We start from the raw sequence: 24,281 nt of genomic DNA, 5'->3' as shown, positions 1-24,281 counted from the left end.
CCCCCGCCACCTCCGCGCCCGCCTCCCCCGCCGCCCGGCTCCGCACCCGGCCCGCTGTCGGGCACCGGGCCCGGATCGAGGGGCTGCTGCTCGGGCTCGCCGCAGGTGACGCCGCCGGATGGCCCGCCGCCCGGCACCGGGCGGCCCGGATGCCCGAGTGGACCCGGCGCCTCACCCGGGAGCTCGACACCTTCGCCGAGCTGAACGCCACCACCACGCTGCCCGTCCCCATCGCGCTCAACCAGCCGCCCGAACCGCTGCGGCTGGGGCCCTCCGACGACGCCGAATGGGCGGCCTTCGCCGCCGGGACCGTACTCACCTCGGCGGCCGGTCCGCTGCACGGCCTCTCCCCCGGACGCCGGATGCGGGCCGCCATCGACGTCGCCTGGAACGCGCTGGCCGCCGAGGTCGCCGCAGCCGCCGCCCGTGCCCCCGAGGTCGAGTCCGCGGTGCTCCCGCTGCGTGCCCGGATCTCGGTACGGGCCGGGCTCGGCAATCTCGCCGCCGGACTGCGCCCGCCCGCCACCGGCCACGACAACCCGCACTACTTCGACGACGCGGCCTGCGTACGGGCCGCCGTGCTCGCCGTCGCCCACCCCGCCGACCCCGCGGCCGCCGCCGACCTCGCCGAGTTCGACGCGCGCTACACCCAGGACGGCGACGGGGTGCACGGTGCCCGCGCGATGGCGGCGGCGATCGCCGAGGCGCTGGGCGGTGCGGATGTGGACACCGCGGTGAACGCCGCGCTCGCCCAGCTCCCCGAAGGCACCGAGATCGCCCGCAACGCCGCCCACGCCGTACGGATCGCCCGTGACTTCGTCGGCGAGGCGGCGGGCGCCTTCGCCCTGGTCCCGGTGCTGGAGCATCAGATCGTCGACCACGTCTACAGCTACGGGATCGCCGCCGCCGAGACCGTCCCGGTCACCCTCGCCCTGGCCACCGCCGCCCGCGGCCAGATCGCCCAGGCCGTTCCCGCGGCGGCGTGCCTGTCCCGGGTGGCGGACTCGGCGCCCGCGCTGGCCGGCGCGCTGACCGGCGCACTCGGCGGGATCGGTGCCGTCCCGGACGGCTGGCGCGAGGCCTGCCGCACCCTCGCGGGGTGTGCGCTGCCCCGCCTCGCGGGGACCGATCTCATCGAACTCGCCGGGCTGCTGGCAGACACGGAACCGAAGCCCCCGGGTAGACAATTCGGACATGACATCCATGACGCCCACGCTGTCCGAGGCCGGACCCACGACACTCACACTCGATGAACGGATCGCCGGCGCACTCGTCGGCGCCGCCGTCGGCGACGCGCTCGGCGGCCCGGTGGAGGGCCGGTCCCCCGAGCAGATCGTGGCCCGCCACGGCGGGCGGATCGACGGCGTCGTGGGCCCGTGGGACGGCGAGGACTGGCGCACCGCACGCCCCATCGCCCCGTACCACAAGGGTGATGGGCACGTCACCGACGACACCCTGATGACCCATGCGCTGGTGCGGGTGTACGGCGAGGTGCGCGACCATCTCGACGCCTACGCGGTCGCCGGCCATCTCGTGCCCGAGCTGATCTCCCGCCCCCGCTGGATCCCGGAGCTGGAGGCCGAGGCGCTGCCGCTCCAGCGGATCTTCCTCGCCGAGAAGTGGATCGTCGCCCGGCTGCACTACGGCCATGTCGATCCGCGCGAGGCGGGCAACGGGAACATCGTCAACTGCGGTGCGGCGATGTACATGGCCCCGGTCGGCCTGGTCAACGCCGCCCACCCGGAGGCCGCGTACGCCGAGGCACTGGATGTCGCCGGCGCCCACCAGTCGAGCTACGGAAGGGAGGCGGCCGGGGTCTTCGCGGCTGCCGTCGCCGCCGCCTGCGCGCCGGGCGCGACCCCCGCCACCGTCGTCGACACCTGCCTGTCGCTCGCCAAGGACGGCACCCGCTCGGCGATCGAGGCGGTGTGCGAAGCGGCCGCCGGGCACGACGGCTTCGAGTCGGCGCTGGCCCCGCTGCGCGCCGCCGTCGCCCCCTTCGACACGGTCGGCCCCGACTACCGCGCCCCGTCCCTCGGCGCCCGCAGACCCTCCCGGCTGCACGCCATCGAGGAGCTCCCGATCGCCCTCGGCATGCTGCTCGTCGCGGACGGCGACTACCGGCACACGGTGCTCGGCTCGGTCAACTACGGCCGGGACTGCGACTCGATCGCCACCATGAGCGGCGCCGTGGCGGGAGCACTGCACGGCACTCGGACGATCCCCGCCGACTGGGTGACAACGGTCGCCGAGGCCAGCCGCCTCGATCTGCACGCCCCCGCACGGACCCTGGCGGACGTCGCCCGCGAGGTGTTCGTACGGGACACGGCCCGGCGCCGCGCGCACGAGTCGGCGTTCGCCGCGCTTGTGGGTGCGCCATGACCGTACGGGTGACATGGGTGCAGCCGGAGGACCTCGTCGGGCACGAACTGCGCCAGGCGGCCGAGGACGGGCGGGACGCGCGGGACGTCGCACGCCGGTGGTACGAGGCGGGCGGCGCCCCCGCCCCGGAGCGCGCGGGCGCGTCCACTCCGCCGGCGCCCGAGCTGCGGGCGCTCGCCGAGCGGCTGCTCGACGAACTCGCCCTGCTGGACTCGCCGTCGGCGGTGGACGAGCCGACGGACCGGGCCGCGATCCGGGCCGCGTGCCCCGACTGGCCGGCGCCCCGGACGGACGCCCCGGCGGTGAGCCGGGACCGGCTGCACGCCGCCTGGCTGGGCCGGGCGGCCGGCTGCCTGCTCGGCAAACCCGTCGAGAAGCTGCCGCTGGAAGGCATCCGCGCATTGGCCCGCGCCACCGGCAACTGGCCGCTCACCACCTGGTTCACCGCCAAGGGGCTGCCCGCCCCGCTGGCCGCCACCTACCCCTGGAACCGTCGCTCCGCGCCCAACTCGCTGGCCGAGAACATCGACGGCATGCCCGAGGACGACGACCTCAACTACCCCTTGCTCACTGTGCTGTTGATCCAGCGATACGGCCCTTCCTTCACCACCGGCGATCTCGCCAGGCTCTGGCTCGACGAACTCCCGGCGGGCCGGACGTTCACCGCCGAGCGGGTCGCGTACCGCAATCTGCTGGACGGCGTCGAGCCCCCGCACACCGCCAGGTACCGCAATCCGTTCCGGGAGTGGATCGGCGCGCAGATCCGGGCCGATGTGCACGGCTGGACCAACCCGGGCGACCCGGCGGCCGCAGCGGAACAGGCTCATCGGGACGCCGTGCTCAGCCACACCGCCAACGGGGTCTACGGAGCGATGTTCACCGCCGCGGCGCTCGCCGAGGCGGCCGGCGGCGGGAGCGATGTGCACGGGTGCCTGGCCACCGGGCTGCGGGTGGTACCACCGCGATCCCGGTTCGCGCGGGCGGTGCGCTTCGGCATCGCAGCGGCCCGCGACAACGCCGACTTCGACGCGGTGACCGACCGGCTGCACGCCGAGTACGGCCGGTATCACTGGGTCCATGTGCTGCCCAACGCCGCGCTGCTCGCCGCCGCCCTCACTCATGCCGACGGCGACTTCTCGCTCTCCGTCTGCCGGGCGGTGTCCGGCGGCTGGGACACCGACTCCAACGGCGCGACCGCCGGTTCGCTCGCCGGGCTGCTGGCCGGGGCCCCCTCGCTGCTGCCCGACCGCTGGACCACCCCGCTGAAGAACCGTCTCGCCTCGTCCGTCCCCGGTTTCGACTCCATCGGCTTCGACGAACTCGCCGAACAGACCCACCGGCTCACCCACAAGGAGGCACTGTGCCCATGACCGGCATCGCGGTGCTCGGCAGCACCAATATGGACCTCGTCGCATACGCCGAACGGGCCCCGGGACGCGGAGAGACCGTCACCGGACGGGAGTTCCGCACCGTACCCGGCGGCAAGGGCGCCAACCAGGCCGTCGCCGCCGCCCGCGCGGGCGGCGAGGTGACGATGATCGGCGCGGTCGGTGACGACGAGTACGGCGTACGGCTGCGGTCGAATCTGGAGCACGCGGGCATCGACACCGATCTGCTGCACACGGTCGAGGGCCCCAGCGGCACCGCGCACATCGTGGTGGACGACACGGGGGCCAACTCCATCGTGGTGGTCCCCGGCGCCAACGGCGCCGTCACCGCCCTCGGCCCCGGCGAGATGGCCGCCATCGCCGGAGCCGATCTGCTGCTGCTCCAGCTGGAGCTGCCGCTGTCCGCGGTGATCGAGGGCGCCCGGGTGGCCCACGCCCAGGGCGTCCGGACCATCCTCACCCCCTCTCCCGTGCAGCCGCTGCCGTCCGAACTCCTCGACTGCGTCGACCTGTTGATCCCCAATGAGCACGAGGCTGCCGAGCTCTCCGGATTCACCGACCCCCACGCCTCGGCGCGGTACCTGCTCAGCCAGGTCCCCGCGGTCGTCATCACGCTCGGCTCGAAGGGCTGCCTCTACGCGGCCCGGGGCGGCGAACCCGTCGTCCTGCCCGCCCCCGAGGTCACCGCCGTCGACACCACCGGGGCCGGCGACACCTTCGTCGGCACGCTCGCCGTCGCGCTCGGTGAGCGACGGCCCGTGCCCCGGGCGCTGGCCTGGGCGTCGTCGGCCGCCGCGCTGTGCGTACAGCGGCCGGGCGCCTCGACCTCCATGCCGTACCGCACCGAGATCGACGCCGCATGACCGCGCCCGCGCAGGCCCCCCTGACCGGGCTGCGGGTCGTCGACCTCGCCACGCTCTTCGCCGGTCCGCTCTCCGCCACCATGCTCGGCGACTTCGGCGCCGAGGTGATCAAGGTCGAGCATCCGCGCCGGCCCGACCCCTCACGCGGGCACGGCCCCACGAAGGACGGCGTCGGCCTGTGGTGGAAACTGCTCGGCCGCAACAAACGCAATCTGACCCTCGATCTGTCCACGCCCGGCGGTCGCGACATCCTGCTGCGGCTGGCCGCCGGAACGGATGTGATCATCGAGAACTTCCGGCCCGGGACACTGGAGCGCTGGGGCCTGGGCTGGGCGGAGCTGCACGCGGTCAACCCGCGCCTCGTCCTGGTCAGGGTCACCGGATTCGGACAGTTCGGCCCGTACGCGCACCGCCCCGGCTTCGGCACCCTGGCCGAGGCGATGAGCGGCTTCGCCGCGATCACCGGGGAGCCGGACGGGCCGCCCACGCTGCCGCCGTTCGGCCTCGCCGACTCGATCGCGGCACTGGCCACCGCTTACGCCGTGATGGCCGCGCTCGCCGGACGCGAACGCACCGGCCGGGGGCAGATCGTCGACATGGCGATCATCGAGCCCATCCTGACCGTGCTCGGCCCGCAGCCCATCTGGTACGACCAGCTCGGCTACGTACAGCCGCGCACCGGCAACCGCTCCCGCAACAACGCCCCGCGCAACACCTACCGCACCTCGGACGGGCACTGGGTCGCGGTCTCCACCTCCGCGCAGTCGATCGCTGAGCGGGTGATGCACCTGGTCGGCCGGGTCGAACTGATCGACGAGCCCTGGTTCGCCGCCGGCACCACCCGCGCCGAGCACGCCGACGAGCTCGACGAGGCGGTCGGCAACTGGATCGCCCGGCACACCCGCGAGGAGGCCCTATCGGCCTTCGAGAAGGCGGAGGCGGCCATCGCGCCGATCCATGACATCCAGGACGTGATGGAGGACCCGCAGTACCGGGCCCTGGACTCCGTCACCGAGGTCGACGACCCGGAGCTGGGCCCGCTGCGGATGCAGAACGTGCTGTTCCGGCTCTCCGCGACACCGGGCGCGATCCGCTGGGCCGGCCGCCCGCACGGCGCGGACACCGAGGAGATCCTCACCGGGCTGGGCCTGTCGGGCCCGGAGATCTCGGCGCTGCGGGCGGAGCACGTCCTGTGACGGCGGCGGTCCCGCTCACCTGGCTGTACGTCCCCGGGGACCGGCCGGAAGTAGTGCGCAAGGCGCGGGACTCGGGCGCGGACGTGGTGATCGTGGACCTGGAGGACGCGGTCGCCCCGGACCGCAAGGAGTACGCGCGCTCGGCCACCGCCGAGCTGCTCTCCGAAGCGGCCGGGGACACGGCCGTGCCGGTCCACGTCCGGGTCCACACCGAGGCGGACGTCATCGCCCTGGCCGGGCTGCCGGGGCTCGCCGAGCTCCGGCTGCCCAAGATCACGCACGCCGCGTCCGTCCATCACATCGCGGCCGTGGCGCCGGGCGTCGCGCTCTGCCCGCTGCTGGAGTCGGCGCTCGGCATCGAGCACGCGTACTCGGTGGCCGCGTCCCATCCCCAGGTGCGTTCCATCGCCCTAGGCGAGGCGGACCTCCGGGCCGATCTGGGGGTACGGGACGACGCCGGCCTCGACTGGTCGCGCAGCCGGGTGGTGGTCGCCGCCCGCGCGGCCGGACTCGCCCCGCCCACCCAGTCGGTGTTCCCGGACGTCCGGGACCTGGACGGCCTGTGGACGTCCTGCGCGCACGGCCGGGCGCTGGGTTTCCTGGGCCGGGCGGCGATCCACCCCCGCCAGCTCCCGGTCATCGAGCGGGCGTTCCGCCCGACGCCGCAGGAGATCGAGGCGGCGGCGGAGATCGTGGCGGCGGCCGTGGCGGACGAGGGCGCGCTGGCCCTGCCGGACGGCCGGTTCGTCGACGCGGCGGTGGTGGCCTCGGCCCGCAGGACGCTGGCACTGGCCGGTGCATCGGGCCCGTCCGGCGATTGAGGACAAAAGCGTGGGCCCCGGACCAGCGGTCCGGGGCCCACGCACGGGTTCACACGGTTCAGGCGTTCTTCGCCGCTTCCGCGGTGCCGTTCTTCGCCGGCTTCCGGGTGGCGCTGTCGTCGGGGTCGTCGGCACGCTCGGCGTCACCGCCGCCCTTCGAGCCCTCGCCCGCGTCGTCCTTGTCGTCCTTGGCGGTCTCGACGCCCTCGACGCTCTCGGCGTCACCGGCCTCCGCCGCGGCCGCCGCTTCCTCCGCGGCTCCCGGCTCCACGATCTCCTCGCGCCCCGGCCGCACCTTCGCCGAGATCACGAAGTACGCCACGGCCAGCACGAAGACGATCAGCGCGGTCCACACGTTCAGGCGCAGGCCCAGGATGTGGTGGGCCTCGTCGACCCGCATGTACTCGATCCAGCCCCGCCCCGCGCAGTACGCGGCGACGTACAGGGCGAACACCCGGCCGTGTCCGAGCTTGAAGCGGCGGTCCGCCCAGATCACCAGCAGGCCGGCACCGATGCACCACAGCGACTCGTAGAGGAACGTCGGGTGATAGGTGCCGGCGACCCGGTTGGGGCCCTCGCTGATCTTCAGCGCCCACGGCAGGTCGGTCGCCTTGCCGTACAGCTCCTGGTTGAACCAGTTGCCCCAGCGGCCGCAGGCCTGGGCGAAAGCGAGGCCGGGGGCGAGCGCGTCGGCCCAGGCGGGCAGCGGGATCCCGCGGCGGCGGCAGCCGATCCAGGCGCCGACGGCACCGAGCGCGACCGCGCCCCAGATGCCGAGGCCGCCCTGCCAGATCTTGAAGGCGTCGACCCAGTTCTCACCCTCGCTGAAGTACAGCTGGTAGTCGGTGATCACGTGGTAGAGCCGGCCGCCGACGAGGCCGAAGGGCACCGCCCAGACGGCGATGTCGGCAACGGTGCCGGATCTGCCGCCCCGGGCGACCCAGCGCTTGTTGCCGAACCAGACGGCGACGAAGACACCGATGATGATGCAGAACGCGTAGCCGCGGAGCGGGATCGGGCCGAGATCGATCACGCCGGTCGACGGGCTGGGAATATAGGCAAGGTCCATGGCAAGGTCGACGCTACCTTGCCGGGTGGGGCGTACGGCAACCCACCCGACAACGTCTGGGTAACGGGCAGGTCATCGATTCCCCTTGCCGGACCCCGCCCGGGGGCCGGTCAGGAACCCGACGGGGCGGGGGTGACGGCGCCCGGCTTCTTGCCCTTGTTGGCCTCGGCCACCCACTTCTTCAGGTTCGCCTCGGTGATCGGTTCGTTCCCCTTCTTCGGGAAGATCGATTCGCCGTTGAGCAGCGCGGTCGGTGTGCCCTGGAATCCGCCGTTCTGGAACGCCGTGTTGGACTTCTGGACCCAGCTGTCGTGCTTGCCGTCGTTGACACAGCTGCGGAAGTCGGGGGTGTCGAGCTCCGGCACCTTCCCCGCGAGCTCGATCAGCTTGTCGTTGTCACCGAAGGTGTCGACGGACTCCTGCGGCTGGTTGCGGTAGAGCACGTCGTGGTACGCGGGGAACTTCCCGGCGTCCTGTGCGCAGGCCGCCGCGTTGGCCGCCCGCAGCGAGCCGCTGCCGCCGAGATTCCCGTCGATGATCGTGGCGAGGTGGTACTCGACCTTGATCTGTCCGCTGTTCTCCAGCTGGTGGACCGTGTCGCGGAAGGCGTTCTCGAACTGGGCGCAGACCGGGCAGCGGAAATCCTCCCAGATCGTGAGTGTGGACGGGGCGCCGTCCGCGCCGACCTGGATGGCCAGGCTGTCCTTCCCGGTCGCGCCGGACGGGGCGACGAGGGGACCCGCCTCGCTCTTGCCGCTCTTGCCGCCCGAATTCGCGGCGATCACGCCGACGACGGCGGCCAGCGCCAGCACACCCACCACCGCGCTGCTGACGATCAGTGTGCGCCTGCGGCGCTCGCTCTCCCGCTGGCGCTCGCGCTGCTGTACGAGCCGGTCTCGCGCGGCCCTTTTTCCCTGTTCGTTCTTCTCGCTCACACCCGCAGCAACGAACCGGGGAGGCACGTGCGTGCCTCCCCGGTCCAGGTCCACCCGTTCGGATTACACCCGGTTCAGCGCTTTCGAACGCCTTCGGCGAGTTCGCCCGCCAGAGAGCGGACGGCGGTCAGGCCGGCCGCCTCGTCGGGGGCGTCCAGGATCGCCTTGACGAAGGCGGAGCCGACGATCACCCCGTCGGCGAAGCCCGCGACCTCGGCGGCCTGCCCGGCGTTGGAGACGCCCAGGCCGACGCAGACCGGCAGCTCCGTCGTGGCGCGGGTGCGCAGGACCAGGTCCTGAGCCTGCTCGCCGACCGAGGCGCGGGTGCCGGTGACGCCCATCAGCGAGGCCGCGTAGACGAAGCCGGAGCCGGCCGCGGTGATGGTGGCGAGGCGCTCGTCCTTGCTGCTCGGCGCGACGACGAAGACGGTCGCGAGACCGTGCTTGTCGGCGTGCTCGCGCCACAGCGCGGACTCCTGGACCGGCAGGTCGGGCAGGATGCACCCGGCGCCGCCCGCCTCGGCGAGCTCGGCGGTGAAGCGCTCGACGCCGTAGCGGTCGATCGGGTTCCAGTACGTCATGACGAGGATCGGGACACCGGTCGCCTCGTGGGCCTCGCGGACCGTGCGCATCACGTCGGCGATCTTCACGCCGCCGCGCAGGGCGATGTCGTCGGCGGTCTGGATGACCGGTCCGTCGAGCACCGGGTCGCTGTGAGGCAGCCCCACCTCGACGATGTCGGCGCCGCCGGCCACGACCGCCTTCACGGCCTCGATCCCGCCGTCGACGGTCGGGAACCCGGCCGGGAGGTACGCGATGAGGGCGGCCCGGTTCTCCGCCTTCGCCTGTGCGAGGGCGGAACTCAACAGCTCCACATTGCCGCTCACTTGGTGACCTCCTCTTCCCCGTCGGCCACATCGGCCTCGACGACCCCGTCGGCCCCGTCGTACAGCCCGAAGTAGCGGGCTGCCGTGTCCATGTCCTTGTCGCCGCGGCCGGACAGGTTGACCACGATCAGCCCGTCCTTGCCGAGCTCCTTGCCGACCTCCAGGGCGCCGGCCAGCGCGTGGGCGCTCTCGATGGCCGGGATGATCCCCTCGGTGCGGGAGAGCAGGCGCAGCGACTGCATGGCGGCGTCGTCGGTGACCGCGCGGTACTCGCCGCGGCCGATGTCCTTGAGGTACGAGTGCTCCGGGCCGATGCCCGGGTAGTCCAGACCGGCCGAGATGGAGTACGGCTCGGTGATCTGGCCCTCGTCGTCCTGGAGGACGTAGCTGCGCGAGCCGTGCAGGATGCCGGGCTCGCCCGCGGTCAGGGTCGCCGCGTGCTCGCCGGTCTCCACGCCGTGTCCGGCGGGCTCGCAGCCGATCAGCCGGACACCCGCGTCCGGGATGAAGGCGTGGAAGAGCCCGATGGCGTTGGAGCCGCCGCCGACACAGGCGATGGCGGCGTCCGGCAGCCGGCCGGTCCGCTCCAGGATCTGGCGGCGGGCCTCGACGCCGATGACCCGGTGGAAGTCGCGGACCATGGCCGGGAAGGGGTGCGGTCCGGCGACGGTGCCGAAGAGGTAGTGCGTGCGGTCCACATTGGCGACCCAGTCGCGGAACGCCTCGTTGATGGCGTCCTTCAGGGTCCTGGAGCCGGACTTCACGGCGATGACCTCGGCGCCGAGCATCCGCATCCGCGCCACGTTCAGCGCCTGCCGCTCGGTGTCGATCTCGCCCATGTAGATGGTGCATTCGAGGCCGAAGAGCGCGCAGGCGGTCGCGGTGGCGACGCCGTGCTGGCCGGCGCCGGTCTCGGCGATGACCCGGGTCTTGCCCATGCGCCTGGTGAGCAGCGCCTGGCCCAGCACGTTGTTGATCTTGTGCGAGCCGGTGTGGTTGAGGTCCTCGCGCTTGAGGAAGATCCGGGCGCCGCCGGCGTGCTCGGCGAAGCGCGGGACCTCGGTCAGCGCGCTGGGGCGGCCGGTGTAGTTGACCATGAGCTCGTTGAGCTCGGCGGCGAAGGCCGGGTCGTGCTTGGCCTTGTCGTACTCGACGGCGACCTCGTCCACGGCGGCGACGAGCGCCTCCGGGATGAACTTGCCGCCGAACGCACCGAAGTACCCCTCGGCGCTGGGGATCAGACCCTCCGGGTCCGGAATGAAGAAGTCAGATGACATCCGACGTGCTCCTCGACATCGCAATGGGTGGATTCACCGTATGCGCCGTGAGCGGAGCGCCACCGCGACCGGCGATCGGTCGGGCGGTGCGGTCGTACGTACGACTGGAGTGGTGCGGGTACGTCGGCCGGGGCTCGCTACAGCGCGGTCCCCGTGCGCCATCGCATGCCGTTGACCTGACCGGGCTCGTCCCCGATCACGTACCGCACACGCCGGCCGTGCACCCGGCGCGCGGGGGCGCGGCAGCCGCGCGGGCGGCAGCCGCGCGCCAGCGGGGCGTGCGGGTCACGGGCGGCCGTCGTACCGGCGGGGCGCAGGCCCGGCCGGACTCGGTACGCGCAGCGGTCGGCGGTCACGGTTCCGGTCAGCCCCGTCCGTGCCGGAGGGCCGGGTGGGCGCCGGCGGCGACCAGGTCGGCGACGGCGGACCGCGGGTCGCGGCCGGTGACCAGGGATTCGCCCACCAGCACCGCGTCGGCGCCCGCGTTGGCGTACGCGATCAGGTCGTGCGGGCCACGGACACCGGATTCGGCCACCTTGACGATGTGGTCCGGGATCTCCGGGGCGACGCGCTCGAAGGTGGAGCGGTCGACCTTGAGGTCCTTCAGGTTGCGCGCGTTGACACCGATGATCTTCGCTCCGGCGTCCACGGCACGCTCCGCCTCCTCCTCGTCGTGCGCCTCGACCAGCGGCGTCAGGCCGATGGACTCGGCGCGCTCGATCAGGGAGACCAGGGCCTCCTGGTCGAGTGCGGCGACGATCAGCAGGGCGAGGTCGGCGCCGTAGGCGCGGGCCTCCCAGAGCTGGTACGAGGTGACGATGAAGTCCTTGCGCAGGACCGGGATGTCGACCTTGGCGCGGACCGCCTCCAGGTCGGCGAGCGAACCGCCGAAGCGGCGCTCCTCGGTGAGGACCGAGATGACGGACGCGCCGCCCGCCTCGTAGTCCGCGGCGAGCGCGGCCGGGTCGGCGATCGCGGCCAGGGCACCCTTGGAGGGGCTGGAACGCTTGACCTCGCAGATGACGGTGACGCCCTCGCCGCGCAGGGCGGCGACTCCGTCCTTGGCCCCGGGAGCGCGCGCGGCGCGTTCCTTCAGCTCGTCGAGGCTGACACGCGCCTGCCGCTCCGCGAGGTCGGCGCGCACGCCGTCGATGATCTCGTCGAGCACACTCACGCGAGCGGCCCCCTTCCGGGACGGTGATGAGGTAAACAGCAGAACAGGATCAGCCATATCAATGCTATCCGCAGGAGGGCCGTCGGCCCGAATCCGGTCGGCAGATGTCCCACTACCTGGGCATTCAGGGTGCCAGAGCCGAACCGATCGGTAGGTTCCGCACCACCGAGAAGATCAGCAGCACGGCCCCGATCCCCCACCAGACGGCCGGTTTCGCCGCGATGCTCATGGGCCTGCCCCGCCAGGCGCGGACCGCCCAGACCGCCCACAGGACGGCGAAGACGCCGTAACCGACGACGGCGAGCGCGTTGGAGCCGAGGGCGGCGGCGATGTCGCCGTGCGCGACGGCGTGGGCGCTGCGCAGTCCTCCGCAGCCCGGGCAGTAGAGCCCGGTGAACCGGAGCAGCGGGCAGACCGGGTAGTGGCCCGGCTGATTGGGGTCGACGGCGCCGACGTAGCCGAACGCCCCGACGACGACGGCCAGCACGCCCGCCGGGACGGCCAGCCGCCGGATGCGCGAGGGGGGTACGGGGGCCGGGGGGAAGACCGGCGGGGACGGGCGGCCGGGAGCGGGCCCGGAGGCCGGGGCCGGCACTGCGGCGGCGGAGGTAGGCGATGCGTCCACCCGGTGATTGTCCCCGTTGACGCGGAAAGGCGCAGCCCGGGCCGGGCTGCGCCTCGTGCGCGTACGGGTGCCGCGTGGTGTCAGGAGAGCTGCGCCTGCCCGGCGCGGGCCCTGGCCTGGGCCATCTCCGCCGACTCCTTCGGCATGCCGAGGCCCGCGGCCTTCATCGCGAGGCCGACGACACCGCCGAGGAGGACGATGGCGATTCCGGCCCAGAAGCCGACGACGTTGGCCGCGACCATGAAGACGCCTGCGACGCAGAAGCCGATGAAGGAGATGATGACACCGGTCCAGGCGGCCGGGGTGTGTCCGTGGCTGCTGCCCGCCATGAGTTGCTCCTTGTTGGTGATGCGCTGTGGGTATCGCTGTACGCAAAGCTGGTGGCGCTGTTGGTGCCGCCGTGCTGAAAGATCGGCTTCATTGTCCCGTACGTGCGGGTAGGACGTGAGTCTGGGGGTCACGTCTCGCGCGTCGGGTCCTCACCGCGGTCCAGGGCCTTCCAGAGGTCCTCGGGCCGGTCCGGGTCCGGGGCGGTGCGGGCGGCCTTGCGGGGGCGGGGGGTGCCGTCCCGTTCGTACCGTCCCGACATGGTGGGCCAGCGCTTCCCGTAGCGCAGGGCGAGCAGCCCGGCGAGCAGGATCAGCAGGCCGCCGGCCGCGGTGACGTAGGGCCACGCGGTGTGGGTGAGCGCGCCGATGACCGCCGAGGTGTCGCCGGTCGTCTGTGCCGCCTTCTCGTCCAGCGCCGCGCTGTCGGCGGCACCGAGGCAGGCGCTCAGTCCGGCGCCGAGGCCGCTGAGGGCGAGGAGCCCGGCGACCAGCAGCCGGCCGGTGCCGCGGACCGCGAAGACGGCGACGAGGGCGGCCAGGCCGACTATGGCGAGGGCCGCCGGGAGGCCGGTGACGTCCTGGCCGTCGGCGGTCAGGGGCAGCGAGCCGCCGCCGACGGACGCCCGGCCCTCGGCCCAGGTCTGGCCGGAGGCGAGCAGGACGACGGTGGCGCCCGCCGCCCCGAGGAGCAGACCGGCGGCCAGACTGCGACGGCTTCCCGAGGCGTCGGACGCGGTGGCGACTCGGGCACGGGGCTGGGGTACGGGGACAGCACTCACGTACCCCACTATCCCCTACCGCCTCAGCCGGCGTGGAGCCGGTTGGCCGTATGCACCGCGCGGAGCACCGCCGCGGCCTTGTTGCGGCACTCGGTGTCCTCGGCGACCGGGTCGGAGTCGGCGACCACGCCGGCCCCGGCCTGGACGTACGCGGTGCCGTCGCGGAGCAGGGCGGTGCGGATGGCGATGGCGGTGTCGGAGTCCCCGGCGAAGTCGAGGTAGCCGACGCAGCCTCCGTACAGGCCGCGGCGGGTGGGTTCGAGCTCCTCGATGATCTGCATCGCGCGGGGCTTGGGGGCGCCGGAGAGGGTGCCGGCGGGGAAGCAGGCGGTGAGTACGTCGAAGGCGGTTCGGCCCTCGGCGACCCGGCCGGTGACGGTGGAGACGATGTGCATCACGTGCGAGTACCGCTCGATCGACATGAAGTCGACGACCTCGACGGTGCCGGGTGCGCAGACCCGTCCCAGGTCGTTGCGGCCGAGGTCGACCAGCATCAGGTGCTCGGCGCGTTCCTTCGGGTCGGCGAGGAGTTCGTCGGCGAGTGCCTGGTCCTCCTGCGGGGTGGCGCCGCGGTGCCGGGTGCCGGCGATCGGGTGGACCATGGCGCGTCCGTCCTCGACCTTGACCAGGGCCTCCGGGCTGGAGCCGGCGACGTCGAAGCCGTCGAACCGGAAGAGGTACATGTACGGCGACGGGTTGGTGGCGCGCAGCACCCGGTAGACGTCCAACGCGCTTGCCGTGCACGGGGTTTCGAAGCGCTGGGAGGGGACGACCTGGAAGGCCTCGCCGGCCCTGATGCGCTCCTTCACGTCCTCCACGGCGTCCTGGTAGGCCTCGCCGCCCCACAGCGCGGTGTACGGGGGCAGCTCGGAGGGCGGGAGGGCGGCGGGGGCGTTCTCGACCGGGCGGGAGAGGTCCCGTTCCATGGCGTCGAGGCGCGCGACGGCGTCCGCGTACGCCTCGTCGACGCCGGTCGTCAGGTCGTTGTGGTTGATCGCGTTGGCGATCAGCAGGACGCTGCCGTCCCAGTGGTCGAGCACCGCCAGGTCGGAGGTGAGCAGCATCGTCAGCTCGGGGAGGCGCAGGTCGTCCTCGGTGCTGTCGCCGATCTTCTCCAGGCGGCGCACGATGTCGTAGCCGAGGTAGCCGACCATGCCGCCGGTGAACGGGGGCAGTGCGTCGTCGACGACCAGGTCGTGCGGGGTGTGCAGGGTCTCGATGGTGGCGCGCAGGGCCTGGAGCGGGTCCCCGTCGACGGGGACGCCGACGGGCGGGACGCCCAGCCAGTGGGCCTGTCCGTCGCGTGCGGTGAGGGTGGCGGCGCTGCGTACCCCGATGAAGGAGTAACGCGACCAGGTGCGGCCGTTCTCCGCGGACTCCAGGAGGAAGGTGCCGGTGCGTTCGCCCGCGAGTTTGCGGTAGAGCCCGACCGGGGTGTCGCCGTCCGCGAGGAGCCTGCGGCTGACGGGGATGACGCGCCGGTCGACGGCAAGCTTGCGGAAGGTGTCGAGATCCATGGCGGCTGGCCCTTTACTGCGCGAGCGGGAGGACGTCGGCGTCGAAGCAGGTGCGGTCGCCGGTGTGGCAGGCGGCACCCGTCTGGTCGACCCGGACGAGGACGGTGTCGGCGTCACAGTCGAGCGCGACGGACTTGACCTGCTGGATGTGGCCCGAGGTGTCGCCCTTGACCCAGTACTCCTGGCGGCTGCGGGACCAGTAGGTGCAGCGGCCGGTGGTGAGGGTGCGGTGCAGGGCCTCGTCGTCCATCCAGCCGAGCATCAGTACCTCGCCGGTGTCGTACTGCTGGGCGATGGCCGGGACGAGTCCGTCGGCACCGCGCTTGAGTCGGGCCGCGATGGCCGGGTCGAGGTTGCCGGACGGCGGCGGGGTGCTGGGCGTGGGCGCGCTGGTCATGCGCCCATTGTGCCGTGGCCGCGGGGGCGGTTCCGTGCGGCGTCCACTGGGCGGACCGCGCGCGACGGTCGTACGCTGGCGACCATGTCGACCCATGCGAAGCGTGAACGACTCCTGCTCGCCGATCTGTTGGAGGCGGCGGGACCGGAGGCCCCGACCCTGTGCCAGGGCTGGACGGCCCGGGACCTGGCCGCCCATGTGGTGGTCCGGGAGCGCCGTCCGGACGCGGCGGGAGGGGTGGTGCTGGGCGTTCTGAAGAACCGCCTCGACCGGGTGCAGGCGGAGTACGCGGCGAAGCCGTACGAGGAGCTGATCCAGCTGATCCGTACCGGACCGCCGAGGATGTCCCCGTTCGGCCTGAAGCAGATCGACGAGGCCGCCAACACCGTCGAGTTCTACATCCATACGGAGGACGTCCGCCGGGCCCAGCCGGACTGGTCGCGGCGGGAGCTGGACCCGGTGTTCGCCGATGTGCTGTGGGCGCGCGCCGAGCGGACGGCCCGGCTCCTGGGCCGCAGGTCCCCGGTGGGGCTGGTGCTGCGCCGCCCGGACGGCCAGACGGCGGTGGCGCACAAGGGCACCCCGGTGGTGACGGTGACCGGCGAGCCGGGCGAGCTGCTGCTCTTCGCGTTCGGGCGGCAGGACGCGGCCGTGGTCGGCCTGGAGGGCGACAAGGAGGCGGTGGACCGGCTGCACACGGCGGAGCTGGGGATGTAGGGCTTACGGGTCGGGCGTCAGCCCGGGAGTTCCGCGCGGCGCAGCCGGGTGAAGGCCAGGCCCGTCAGCGCTCCGGCGGCGCACAGTGCGGCGCTGGTGGCGAAGACCGGGCCGGTCCCCCAGACCGCGACGGCGGCACCCGTGACCGGGTAGCTGAGTGGGGCGATCGCGTGGGTGAAGAGCGTCGAGACCGAGGTGACCCGGCCGAGGTAGGCGGGTTCGGTGACGGTCTGGATCAGGGCCCCGCACAGCGAGCCGCCGAGGCCCGCGAAGAGCCCGACACAGACCGCCGCGGCGGCTGCGAGGGCCACCGAGGGCAGCTGGGCCAGGGTGCCGATGGCGACCGCGCCGACCAGCACGGCCAGGCACATCACGAGTCCGGCGCGCGGCACCCGGCCGCGCACGGCGAGCAGCAGTGCCGTCGCCCCGGCGCCGGTCCCGAAGGCGGCGATGATCCAGCCCATGCCGGACGCGCCCCAGTGGCGCTCCTCGGCGAGCAGGATCAGGCCGAGGTTGAGCGGCCCGACGAAGCCCAGTTCGCTGACGGCGACGACGATCATCAGCGGTCCGAGCAGCGGGTGGCGGCGGATGTGGCGCAGCCCGTCGGCCAGGTCGTGCCAGGCGGTGCCGGACGGTTCGGCGCCGTCCTGCTCGGGCAGCGGGCGGATCCGCAGGGACAGCAGCAGCGGCAGCGACACCGCGAAGAGCAGTCCGGCCGCGGCGAACGCGAGCGTCGGTCCGCCGAGGGCCACCGCGACGCCGCCGAGCGGGGCTCCGACGACGTTGGCGAGGCGTGTGGCGAGCCCGCGCATCCCCTGGACGCGGGCCAGCTGTCCGGATTCGGTGACCCGGGGCGGCAGGGCTCCGACGGCGGGCAGGAAGAGTGCGTCGACCACGCCGAAGACGAGCGCGACGGCGATCAGCATCCACAACGCGGGCGAGGTGAACAGCAGCGCGCCGGCCAGGCCGAGGACGACCAGGCAGCGGGCGGTGTCGCTGCCGATGACGACGCGGCGCGGCCCGATCCGGTCGGCGAGCACTCCCCCGCCGAGCATCAGCACGGCCCGGGGTATGGAGCCGACGGCGAGGACGACCCCGGTCTGGGTGCCGCCGCCGGTGCGGGCGGCGGCCCAGGCGAGCGCCATGTAGTAGACGCTGTCGCCGATCATCGAGGCGGTGTAGGCGCCGAGCCAGCGCAGCACGTTGGCGTCGCGGTGGGCGGGGCGTCCGGCGGTCCGCGCGGGTGTTCCGGTGTCGGTGACGGTCATGGGGGTCGGCCTCCCGGGACGGCGGGTCAGGGGCGGAACGGGAATGTGTACAGGTGTACGGCGACGTTCTCGCGGCCTTCGGTGTCCCCGGCCTCCTCGCGGGCGCGGCCGAGTTCCTCGTACCGGTCGACCACCTCGTGCATCTCGCGGCTGAGCGCGGCGAGCTCCTCGGCGGTGAGCCGGGCCAGGTACTCGGAGCTGGAGGCGGCGCTGCGCCACTGGAGCGGCCAGCTCGGGGCCGAGTCGAGGTAGCGGCGGTACAGCTCGATGTGCTGGTCGAAGGAGAGCCGGCCGACGGCGGCGTGCGTGGCGGCCTTCTCGGGGGCGTCGGTGAAGTCCTCCTCGTGGAAGTTCAGCCCCTTCGAGGCGGGCTGCCACCAGCGTTCGCGGCCGTCCGCGCCCTGCTGCTCGGCCTCCTCGATCAGGCCGTGGTCGGCGAGCTTGCGCAGGTGGTAGCTGACGAGCGAGACCGCCTCGTCGACCTGGTCGGCCAGTTGGGACGCGGTGGCCTTGCGGGCGATGTAGAGCGCCCGGTAGAGCCGCATCCGCAGGGGGTGGCCGAACGCCTTCAGGGTCTCCAGGTCCGAGACCCGGCGTGATTCCTTGCTTGCCATGCCCCGACCGTAGATGGAAAAGAAAACTTGCGCAATCATTCTTGCGCAATAAAAGCTGCGGAACCCGGGATGGTGGGACGGAGGCCGTGGAAAAGCCCGACGCCGGACGGGACCGGTTCCTCGGCTCCGCCCGGCGTCGGGCTCGTACGTACGGCTGCTCAGCGGACCGGGTGGCCGGCCTCCCTGAGCGCGTCCTTGACCTCGGAGATCCGCAGATCGCCGAAGTGGAAGACGGAGGCGGCGAGCACCGCGTCGGCGCCCGCCTCGATGGCGGGCGCGAAGTGGGCCAGCCGGCCGGCGCCGCCGGAGGCGATGACGGGGACGGTCACGTGCTTCCGCACCGCCGTGATCATCTCGGTGTCGTAGCCGTCCTTGGTGCCGTCCGCGTCCATCGAGTTGAGCAGGATCTCGCCCGCGCCCAGCTCGGCGGCGCGGTGCGCCCATTCGACGGCGTCGATGCCGGTGCCCTTGCGGCCGCCGTGCGTGGTGACCTCGAAGGTGCCGGCGGGGGTGCGCCGGGCGTCCACCGAGAGCACCAGGACCTGGCGGCCGAAGCGCTCGGCGATCTCCCGGATGAGGTCGGGGCGGGCGATGGCGGCGGTGTTGACGCCGACCTTGTCCGCGCCGGCCCGCAGCAGCTTGTCGACGTCGTCGGCGGTGCGGACGCCGCCGCCGACCGTGAGCGGGATGAAGACCTGCTCGGCGGTGCGGCGCACCACGTCGTAGGTGGTCTCCCGGTCGCCGCTGGACGCGGTGATGTCCAGGAAGGTCAGCTCGTCGGCGCCCTCGGCGTCGTACAGCTTCGCCATCTCGACGGGGTCGCCCGCGTCGCGCAGGTTCTGGAAGTTGACGCCCTTGACGACCCGGCCGTTGTCGACGTCCAGGCAGGGGATGACGCGTACCGCGAGGCTCACCGCGCACCTGCCCGGTAGGCCTCGACCTCGACCTCGACGACCAGGCTCGGGTCCACGAAACCGGACACGATGATCATCGACGCGGCGGGGCGGACGTCGTCGAAGAGTTCCTTGTGGGCGCGGCCGACCTCGTCCACGTCCCGGGCGTGCGTGATGTACATCCGGGTGCGGACGACGTCCTCGCGGCCCAGGCCGAACTGCTTCAGCGCGTCGAAGGCGACCCTGAAGGAGGTGACGGTCTGCTCGTACGGGCCGCCCGCGGAGATCTGGCCGTTCTCCACCGAGGTGCAGCCGGCGACCAGGACGAGGCCGTTCGGCAGCTGCACCGCGCGGGAGTAGCCGAACTTCTCCTCCCACGGACCGCCGGAGGAGACGCGGTTGACGGAGTCGCTCATCCGGAGACCACCCGCAGCGCCTCTTCGAGGGTGAACGCCTTCGCGTACAGCGCCTTGCCGACGATCGCGCCCTCGACGCCGTCCGGTACGAGCGAGGCGATGGCCCGCAGGTCGTCCAGCGAGGAGACGCCGCCGGAGGCGACGACGGGCTTGTCGGTGGCGGCGCAGACGTTCTTCAGGAGCTCCAGGTTGGGGCCCTGGAGCGTGCCGTCCTTGGCGATGTCGGTGACGACGTAGCGGGCGCAGCCCTCGGAGTCGAGACGGGCGAGCGTCTCGTAGAGGTCGCCGCCGTCGCGGGTCCAGCCGCGGCCGCGCAGCGTCGTGCCGCGGACGTCGAGGCCGACGGCGATCTGGTCACCGTGCTCGGCGATGACCTTGGCGACCCACTCCGGGGTCTCCAGGGCGGCGGTGCCGAGGTTGACCCGGCGGCAGCCGGTGGCGAGGGCGGCGGCGAGCGAGGCGTCGTCGCGGATGCCGCCGGACAGCTCGACCTTGATGTCCATGGCGCCGGCCACCTCGGCGATCAGCGCACGGTTGTCACCGGTGCCGAAGGCGGCATCCAGGTCGACGAGGTGCAGCCACTCGGCGCCGGCGCGCTGCCAGGCGAGGGCGGCCTCCAGCGGGGAGCCGTAGGAGGTCTCGGAGCCGGACTCGCCGTGGACGAGGCGGACGGCCTGGCCGTCGCGGACGTCGACGGCGGGGAGCAGTTCAAGCTTCGGCATTACAGCGTCTCGATCCAGTTGGTCAGCAGCTGGGCGCCGGCATCGCCGGACTTCTCGGGGTGGAACTGGGTGGCCCACAGGGCGCCGTTCTCCACGGCGGCGACGAACGGCTCGCCGTGGGTGGCCCAGGTGACCCGGGGGGCGCGGATCTTGGGGTTGGTGACTTCCAGGCTCCAGTCGTGCACGGCGTAGGAGTGCACGAAGTAGAACCGGGCCTCGGGGTCGAGACCGGCGAAGAGCCGGGAGTCCTCGGGGGCCCGCACGGTGTTCCAGCCCATGTGCGGGACGACCGGGGCCTTCAGCGGGGCGACGGTGCCGGGCCATTCGTCCAGGCCCTCCGTCTCCACGCCGTGCTCGATGCCGCGCTCGAAGAGGATCTGCATTCCGACGCAGATGCCCATGACGGGGCGCCCGCCGGAGAGCCTGCGGCCGATGATCCATTCGCCGCGGGCCTTCTTCAGCCCGTCCATGCAGGCGGAGAACGCGCCGACGCCGGGCACCAGCAGCCCGTCGGCGTTCATCGCCCTGTCGAAGTCGCGGGTGATCTCGACGTCCGCGCCGACGTGGGCCAGGGCCCGCTCGGCGGAGCGGACGTTGCCGAAGCCGTAGTCGAAGACGACGACCTTCTTGTTGTCGCTCACAGCTCGTTCCCTCAGTCCCAGAGTCCCTGGATCCGCAGAATGCCTGCCAGCAGGCACATCACGGAGGCGAGCGAGAGCAGGACGATGACGCCCTTGGGCATGCCCTGCTTCGCGAAGGAGTAGACGCCGCCGGCCAGGAAGAGGCCGACGACGATCAGGATGGTGTTGAGGCCGGTCACAGCGCGCCCTTCGTGGAGGGGAGTATCCCGGCGGCGCGCGGGTCGTGTTCGCTGGCGTAGCGCAGGGCGCGGGCGAGCGCCTTGAACTGGCATTCCACGATGTGGTGGGCGTTGCGCCCGTACGGCACGTGGACGTGCAGGGCGATCTGCGCCTGCGCGACGAAGGACTCCAGGATGTGCCGGGTCATCGTCGTGTCGTACTCGCCGATCATCGGCGCCATGTTCTCCGGCTCGGTGTGCACCAGGTAGGGGCGGCCGGACAGGTCGACGGTGACCTGGGCGAGCGACTCGTCCAGCGGGACGGTGCAGTTGCCGAAGCGGTAGATGCCCACCTTGTCGCCGAGCGCCTGCTTGAACGCGGCGCCGAGGGCGAGGGCGGTGTCCTCGATGGTGTGGTGCGAGTCGATGTGCAGATCGCCGTCGGTCTTGACCGTGAGGTCGAAGAGTCCGTGCCTGCCGAGCTGGTCGAGCATGTGGTCGTAGAACCCGACCCCGGTCGACACGTCGACCTTCCCGGTGCCGTCGAGGTCTATCTCGACGAGCACCGAGGTTTCCTTTGTGGTGCGTTCCACGCGGCCTACGCGGGGGCTCATGCGTTTGCTCCTTGGTTGTGCTCGCCTCGCCGGGCCGGATCGCGGTCGGCCCCAAGTCGGCTGGGGGTCCGGGGGTCGTCCCCCGGGAGATGCGGTACGCGGCCTGCGCGGGGGCTCATGCGTCGTGCTCCTTCTTCAGTTCGCGTACGGCGTCGAGGAACGCGTCGTTCTCTGCCGGGGTGCCCGCGGAGACCCGCAGCCATCCCGGTACGCCGTTGTCCCGGACCAGGACGCCCCGGTCGAGGATCCGCTGCCAGGCGGTGTGGCTGTCGGCGAAGCGGCCGAACTGCACGAAGTTGGCGTCCGAGTCGGTGACGTCGAAGCCGAGGGCGCGCAGCTCGGTGACGATCCGGTCGCGCTCGTCCTTGAGCTGCGCGACGTATCCGAGCAGCGTATCGGTGTGCTCCAGGGCGGCGAGCGCGGTGGCCTGGGTGACGGAGGACAGGTGGTACGGCAGCCGCACCAGCTGGACCGCGTCGACCACGGCGGGGTCGGCGGCGAGGTAGCCCAGCCGCAGTCCGGCGGCGCCGAACGCCTTCGACATGGTGCGCGAGAGCACCATGTTCGGCCGGCCCTCGATCAGCGGGAGCAGCGAGGCGTGGTGGCTGAATTCGCCGTACGCCTCGTCGACCACGACCATCGACGGCCCGGCCGCCTGCGCGGCGTCGTGCAGCGCGAGCACGGTCCCGGCGTCGACGGCGGTGCCGGTGGGGTTGTTGGGCGAGGTGATGAACACGACGTCGGGCCGGTGCTCGGCGATGGCCTTCTCGGCGGCCGCGACGTCGATGGTGAAGTCCTCGTTGCGCGGTCCGGAGATCCAGCCGGTGCCGGTGCCGCGGGCGATGAGGGCGTGCATGGAGTACGAGGGCTCGAAGCCGATCGCGGTGCGGCCGGGGCCGCCGAAGGTCTGCAGCAGTTGCTGGAGCACCTCGTTGGAACCGTTGGCCGCCCAGACGTTGGCGAGGGAGACCTCGTGCCCGGCGGTGCGGGTGAGGTAGCGGGCCAGCTCGGTACGGAGCTCGACGGCGTCCCGGTCGGGGTAGCGGTTGAGGTCGCGGGCGGCCTCGCGGACCCGCTCGGCGATCCGGTCGACGAGCGCCTCGGGCAGCGGGTAGGGGTTCTCGTTGGTGTTCAGCCGCACGGGTACGTCGAGCTGCGGCGCCCCGTACGGGGACTTGCCGCGCAGTTCCTCGCGGATCGGGAGGTCGTCGATGCGGGTGGTCTTGCGAGGGGTGTCGCTGTTCGTCACTGCTGCGGGACCTTCCAGCCGAACCTGGCCTTGAGCGCGGCGCCGTGGGCGGGGAGGTCCTCCGCCTCGGCGAGGGTCACCACGTGGTGGGTGACCTCGGCGAGCGCGTCGCGCGTGTAGTCGACGATGTGGATGCCGCGCAGGAAGGACTGCACGGAGAGGCCCGAGGAGTGGCAGGCGCAGCCGCCGGTGGGCAGCACGTGGTTGGAGCCGGCGCAGTAGTCGCCGAGCGAGACCGGGGACCAGGGGCCGACGAAGATCGCGCCGGCGTTGCGGACCCGGTCGGCGACGGCCGCGGCGTCGGCGGTCTGGATCTCCAGGTGCTCGGCGGCGTACGCGTCGACCACCTTGAGGCCGTCCGCCAGGTCGTTGACCAGGACGATCGCGGACTGGCGGCCGGCCAGCGCGGGCTCGATCCGGTCGGTGACGTGCTTGGTCGCGGCGATCTGCGGCTTCAGCTCGGCCTCGGTGGCCGCGGCCAGCTCCTCGGAGTCGGTGACCAGGACGGCGGCGGCCATCGGGTCGTGCTCGGCCTGGCTGATCAGGTCGGCGGCGACGTGCACCGGGTCGGCGGTGGAGTCGGCGAGGATCGCGATCTCGGTGGGGCCCGCCTCCGCGTCGATGCCGATGCGGCCCTTGAGGAGGCGCTTGGCGGCGGCGACGTAGATGTTTCCGGGGCCGGTGACGAGGTCGACCGGAAGACATTCGGCCGTTCCGTACGCGAACATCGCGACGGCCTGGGCGCCGCCGGCCGCGTACACCTCGTCGACGCCGAGCAGGGCGCAGGCGGCGAGGATCGTGGGGTGCGGCAGGCCGCCGAAGTCCTTCTGCGGCGGGGAGGCGACGGCGATGCCCTCGACGCCCGCCTCCTGGGCCGGTACGACGTTCATGACCACGGACGACGGGTAGACGGAGCGCCCGCCCGGCACGTACAGCCCGACGCGCTCGACCGGCACCCACTTCTCGGTGACGGTGCCACCGGGGACGACCTGCGTGGTGTGCGTGGTGCGGCGCTGCTCGCGGTGGACGAGGCGGGCGCGGCGGATCGACTCCTCCAGGGCGGCCCGCACGGCCGGGTCGAGCTGCTCGACGGCCTCGGCGATCGCCCCGGCCGGGACCCGGATCGATTCGAGCCGTACGCCGTCGAATTTCTCCCCCCACTCGATCACTGCCGCGGAGCCACGATGGCGTACGTCCTCGCAGATGGGCCGCACCGTCTCCAGGGCGGCTTCCACGTCGAACTCGGCACGGGGCAGCAGGTCGCGCAGGGCTCCGCCCTCGGGGAGGGCATCGCCGCGCAGATCGATTCGAGAGATCACACCGCAATTCTCGCAGACCGGCTCCGGCGTC

Annotated in this window: 28 protein-coding genes; 7 read left to right on the top strand and 21 right to left on the bottom strand. The window is 72.7% G+C overall.

Going from position 1 to position 24,281, the window contains the following annotated elements:
• Positions 1-74 precede the first annotated feature (74 nt).
• Genes EES42_RS12675 through EES42_RS12650 form a run of 6 tightly spaced genes read left to right on the top strand, consistent with a single transcriptional unit; the run spans position 75 to position 6,650 of the window.
• Complete coding sequence (locus EES42_RS12675) at positions 75-1,253, top strand: ADP-ribosylglycohydrolase family protein (RefSeq protein ID WP_124718530.1); 1,179 nt, start codon at positions 75-77, stop codon at positions 1,251-1,253.
• The gene (locus EES42_RS12670) at positions 1,195-2,382 is read left to right on the top strand and encodes an ADP-ribosylglycohydrolase family protein (RefSeq protein WP_164495229.1); all 1,188 of its coding nucleotides are present in this window, start codon (positions 1,195-1,197) and stop codon (positions 2,380-2,382) included. Before EES42_RS12675 ends, EES42_RS12670 begins: the two co-directional genes overlap by 59 nt.
• Positions 2,379-3,752, top strand: a complete 1,374-nt coding sequence (locus EES42_RS12665; RefSeq protein ID WP_124718226.1) for an ADP-ribosylglycohydrolase family protein — start codon at positions 2,379-2,381, stop codon at positions 3,750-3,752. The genes EES42_RS12670 and EES42_RS12665 overlap by 4 nt, the downstream gene beginning before the upstream one ends.
• Positions 3,749-4,633 carry a ribokinase gene (gene rbsK / locus EES42_RS12660; protein ID WP_124718225.1) on the top strand — a complete coding sequence of 295 codons (885 nt, stop codon included), beginning with the start codon at positions 3,749-3,751 and terminating at the stop codon, positions 4,631-4,633. The genes EES42_RS12665 and rbsK overlap by 4 nt, the downstream gene beginning before the upstream one ends.
• Positions 4,630-5,829, top strand: a complete 1,200-nt coding sequence (locus tag EES42_RS12655) for a CaiB/BaiF CoA transferase family protein (protein WP_124718224.1) — start codon at positions 4,630-4,632, stop codon at positions 5,827-5,829. Before rbsK ends, EES42_RS12655 begins: the two co-directional genes overlap by 4 nt.
• Positions 5,826-6,650 (top strand): HpcH/HpaI aldolase/citrate lyase family protein, encoded by an 825-nt coding sequence (locus tag EES42_RS12650; RefSeq protein ID WP_124718223.1) that lies wholly within the window; start codon positions 5,826-5,828, stop codon positions 6,648-6,650. The genes EES42_RS12655 and EES42_RS12650 overlap by 4 nt, the downstream gene beginning before the upstream one ends.
• 58 nt (positions 6,651-6,708) lie before the next feature.
• Here EES42_RS12650 and lgt read toward each other — a convergent pair whose 3' ends face one another.
• The 11 genes from lgt to hisI form a co-directional block, all read right to left on the bottom strand.
• Entirely contained in the window at positions 6,709-7,719 is a 1,011-nt protein-coding gene (gene lgt, locus EES42_RS12645) for a prolipoprotein diacylglyceryl transferase (RefSeq protein ID WP_124718222.1), read from the bottom strand.
• A 110-nt stretch (positions 7,720-7,829) separates the two neighbouring features.
• A complete protein-coding gene (locus tag EES42_RS12640; protein ID WP_124718221.1) occupies positions 7,830-8,654 on the bottom strand; it encodes a DsbA family protein in 825 nt (274 codons plus the stop codon).
• 74 nt (positions 8,655-8,728) lie between these two features.
• Positions 8,729-9,541: a tryptophan synthase subunit alpha gene (trpA, locus tag EES42_RS12635; protein ID WP_124718220.1), complete on the bottom strand. Its 813-nt coding sequence runs from the start codon at positions 9,539-9,541 to the stop codon at positions 8,729-8,731.
• Positions 9,538-10,818, bottom strand: coding sequence for a tryptophan synthase subunit beta (trpB, locus tag EES42_RS12630; protein ID WP_124718219.1), 1,281 nt, complete (start codon positions 10,816-10,818; stop codon positions 9,538-9,540). Before trpB ends, trpA begins: the two co-directional genes overlap by 4 nt.
• Before the next feature lie 137 nt (positions 10,819-10,955).
• Positions 10,956-11,135 (bottom strand): tryptophan biosynthesis modulator TrpM, encoded by a 180-nt coding sequence (locus EES42_RS12625; RefSeq protein ID WP_093543548.1) that lies wholly within the window; start codon positions 11,133-11,135, stop codon positions 10,956-10,958.
• A 47-nt stretch (positions 11,136-11,182) separates the two neighbouring features.
• A complete protein-coding gene (gene trpC, locus EES42_RS12620) occupies positions 11,183-11,992 on the bottom strand; it encodes an indole-3-glycerol phosphate synthase TrpC (RefSeq protein WP_124718218.1) in 810 nt (269 codons plus the stop codon).
• Between the two features lie 124 nt (positions 11,993-12,116).
• Entirely contained in the window at positions 12,117-12,506 is a 390-nt protein-coding gene (locus tag EES42_RS12615; protein WP_241196382.1) for a DUF2752 domain-containing protein, read from the bottom strand.
• A 191-nt stretch (positions 12,507-12,697) separates the two neighbouring features.
• Positions 12,698-12,946, bottom strand: coding sequence for an HGxxPAAW family protein (locus EES42_RS12610; protein WP_124718216.1), 249 nt, complete (start codon positions 12,944-12,946; stop codon positions 12,698-12,700).
• Between the two features lie 128 nt (positions 12,947-13,074).
• A complete protein-coding gene (locus EES42_RS12605; protein WP_124718215.1) occupies positions 13,075-13,734 on the bottom strand; it encodes a TIGR02234 family membrane protein in 660 nt (219 codons plus the stop codon).
• A 14-nt stretch (positions 13,735-13,748) separates the two neighbouring features.
• A complete protein-coding gene (locus EES42_RS12600) occupies positions 13,749-15,320 on the bottom strand; it encodes an anthranilate synthase component I (protein ID WP_266494648.1) in 1,572 nt (523 codons plus the stop codon).
• A complete protein-coding gene (hisI, locus tag EES42_RS12595; protein WP_093543499.1) occupies positions 15,256-15,639 on the bottom strand; it encodes a phosphoribosyl-AMP cyclohydrolase in 384 nt (127 codons plus the stop codon). Before hisI ends, EES42_RS12600 begins: the two co-directional genes overlap by 65 nt.
• 84 nt (positions 15,640-15,723) lie before the next feature.
• On the opposite strand from hisI, the gene EES42_RS12590 reads away from it, so the two are divergent.
• Complete coding sequence (locus EES42_RS12590) at positions 15,724-16,356, top strand: TIGR03085 family metal-binding protein (RefSeq protein ID WP_124718213.1); 633 nt, start codon at positions 15,724-15,726, stop codon at positions 16,354-16,356.
• Positions 16,357-16,373: 17 nt separating this feature from the next.
• On the opposite strand, the gene EES42_RS12585 is transcribed toward EES42_RS12590, so the two are convergent.
• From EES42_RS12585 to hisD, 10 genes are all read right to left on the bottom strand, one after another.
• Positions 16,374-17,624, bottom strand: a complete 1,251-nt coding sequence (locus EES42_RS12585; RefSeq protein WP_124718212.1) for an MFS transporter — start codon at positions 17,622-17,624, stop codon at positions 16,374-16,376.
• Between the two features lie 26 nt (positions 17,625-17,650).
• Positions 17,651-18,238 (bottom strand): ArsR/SmtB family transcription factor, encoded by a 588-nt coding sequence (locus EES42_RS12580; RefSeq protein ID WP_124718211.1) that lies wholly within the window; start codon positions 18,236-18,238, stop codon positions 17,651-17,653.
• A gap of 158 nt (positions 18,239-18,396) precedes the next feature.
• A complete protein-coding gene (gene hisF / locus EES42_RS12575) occupies positions 18,397-19,152 on the bottom strand; it encodes an imidazole glycerol phosphate synthase subunit HisF (protein ID WP_124718210.1) in 756 nt (251 codons plus the stop codon).
• The gene (locus EES42_RS12570) at positions 19,149-19,547 is read right to left on the bottom strand and encodes a RidA family protein (protein ID WP_124718209.1); all 399 of its coding nucleotides are present in this window, start codon (positions 19,545-19,547) and stop codon (positions 19,149-19,151) included. Before EES42_RS12570 ends, hisF begins: the two co-directional genes overlap by 4 nt.
• Entirely contained in the window at positions 19,544-20,269 is a 726-nt protein-coding gene (priA, locus tag EES42_RS12565) for a bifunctional 1-(5-phosphoribosyl)-5-((5-phosphoribosylamino)methylideneamino)imidazole-4-carboxamide isomerase/phosphoribosylanthranilate isomerase PriA (RefSeq protein WP_124718208.1), read from the bottom strand. The genes EES42_RS12570 and priA overlap by 4 nt, the downstream gene beginning before the upstream one ends.
• On the bottom strand, positions 20,269-20,910 hold the full coding sequence (hisH, locus tag EES42_RS12560) for an imidazole glycerol phosphate synthase subunit HisH (RefSeq protein WP_124718207.1): 642 nt from the start codon (positions 20,908-20,910) through the stop codon (positions 20,269-20,271). The genes priA and hisH overlap by 1 nt, the downstream gene beginning before the upstream one ends.
• An 11-nt stretch (positions 20,911-20,921) precedes the next feature.
• Positions 20,922-21,089 (bottom strand): hypothetical protein, encoded by a 168-nt coding sequence (locus tag EES42_RS44685; RefSeq protein ID WP_164495228.1) that lies wholly within the window; start codon positions 21,087-21,089, stop codon positions 20,922-20,924.
• A complete protein-coding gene (hisB, locus tag EES42_RS12555) occupies positions 21,086-21,682 on the bottom strand; it encodes an imidazoleglycerol-phosphate dehydratase HisB (protein ID WP_124718206.1) in 597 nt (198 codons plus the stop codon). The genes EES42_RS44685 and hisB overlap by 4 nt, the downstream gene beginning before the upstream one ends.
• Positions 21,683-21,797: 115 nt before the next feature.
• A complete protein-coding gene (locus EES42_RS12550; protein WP_124718205.1) occupies positions 21,798-22,931 on the bottom strand; it encodes a histidinol-phosphate transaminase in 1,134 nt (377 codons plus the stop codon).
• Positions 22,928-24,250: a histidinol dehydrogenase gene (gene hisD / locus EES42_RS12545; RefSeq protein ID WP_124718204.1), complete on the bottom strand. Its 1,323-nt coding sequence runs from the start codon at positions 24,248-24,250 to the stop codon at positions 22,928-22,930. Before hisD ends, EES42_RS12550 begins: the two co-directional genes overlap by 4 nt.
• Between the last annotated feature and the right edge of the window lie 31 nt (positions 24,251-24,281).

Origin of the sequence: Streptomyces sp. ADI95-17, from assembly GCF_003846175.1 — a bacterium.
In the GTDB taxonomy this organism is placed as follows: domain Bacteria; phylum Actinomycetota; class Actinomycetes; order Streptomycetales; family Streptomycetaceae; genus Streptomyces; species Streptomyces sanglieri.
The sequence above is the reverse complement of the archived record's forward strand: the minus strand, read 5'-3'. Positions and strand labels throughout refer to the sequence as shown.

Excerpts from the sequence above, each read along its gene's own strand:
- lgt (WP_124718222.1), bottom strand. The coding sequence starts at position 7,719 with ATGGACCTTGCCTATATTCCCAGCCCGTCGACCGGCGTGATCGATCTC.
- hisB (WP_124718206.1), bottom strand. The coding sequence starts at position 21,682 with ATGAGCCCCCGCGTAGGCCGCGTGGAACGCACCACAAAGGAAACCTCG.
- rbsK (WP_124718225.1), top strand. The coding sequence starts at position 3,749 with ATGACCGGCATCGCGGTGCTCGGCAGCACCAATATGGACCTCGTCGCA.
- EES42_RS12585 (WP_124718212.1), bottom strand. The coding sequence starts at position 17,624 with ATGACCGTCACCGACACCGGAACACCCGCGCGGACCGCCGGACGCCCC.
- hisI (WP_093543499.1), bottom strand. The coding sequence starts at position 15,639 with ATGACCAGCGCGCCCACGCCCAGCACCCCGCCGCCGTCCGGCAACCTC.
- EES42_RS12590 (WP_124718213.1), top strand. The coding sequence starts at position 15,724 with ATGTCGACCCATGCGAAGCGTGAACGACTCCTGCTCGCCGATCTGTTG.
- trpB (WP_124718219.1), bottom strand. The coding sequence starts at position 10,818 with ATGTCATCTGACTTCTTCATTCCGGACCCGGAGGGTCTGATCCCCAGC.
- EES42_RS12655 (WP_124718224.1), top strand. The coding sequence starts at position 4,630 with ATGACCGCGCCCGCGCAGGCCCCCCTGACCGGGCTGCGGGTCGTCGAC.
- EES42_RS12610 (WP_124718216.1), bottom strand. The coding sequence starts at position 12,946 with ATGGCGGGCAGCAGCCACGGACACACCCCGGCCGCCTGGACCGGTGTC.
- EES42_RS12665 (WP_124718226.1), top strand. The coding sequence starts at position 2,379 with ATGACCGTACGGGTGACATGGGTGCAGCCGGAGGACCTCGTCGGGCAC.
- priA (WP_124718208.1), bottom strand. The coding sequence starts at position 20,269 with ATGCCGAAGCTTGAACTGCTCCCCGCCGTCGACGTCCGCGACGGCCAG.
- EES42_RS12670 (WP_164495229.1), top strand. The coding sequence starts at position 1,195 with ATGACATCCATGACGCCCACGCTGTCCGAGGCCGGACCCACGACACTC.
- EES42_RS12580 (WP_124718211.1), bottom strand. The coding sequence starts at position 18,238 with ATGGCAAGCAAGGAATCACGCCGGGTCTCGGACCTGGAGACCCTGAAG.
- EES42_RS12570 (WP_124718209.1), bottom strand. The coding sequence starts at position 19,547 with ATGAGCGACTCCGTCAACCGCGTCTCCTCCGGCGGTCCGTGGGAGGAG.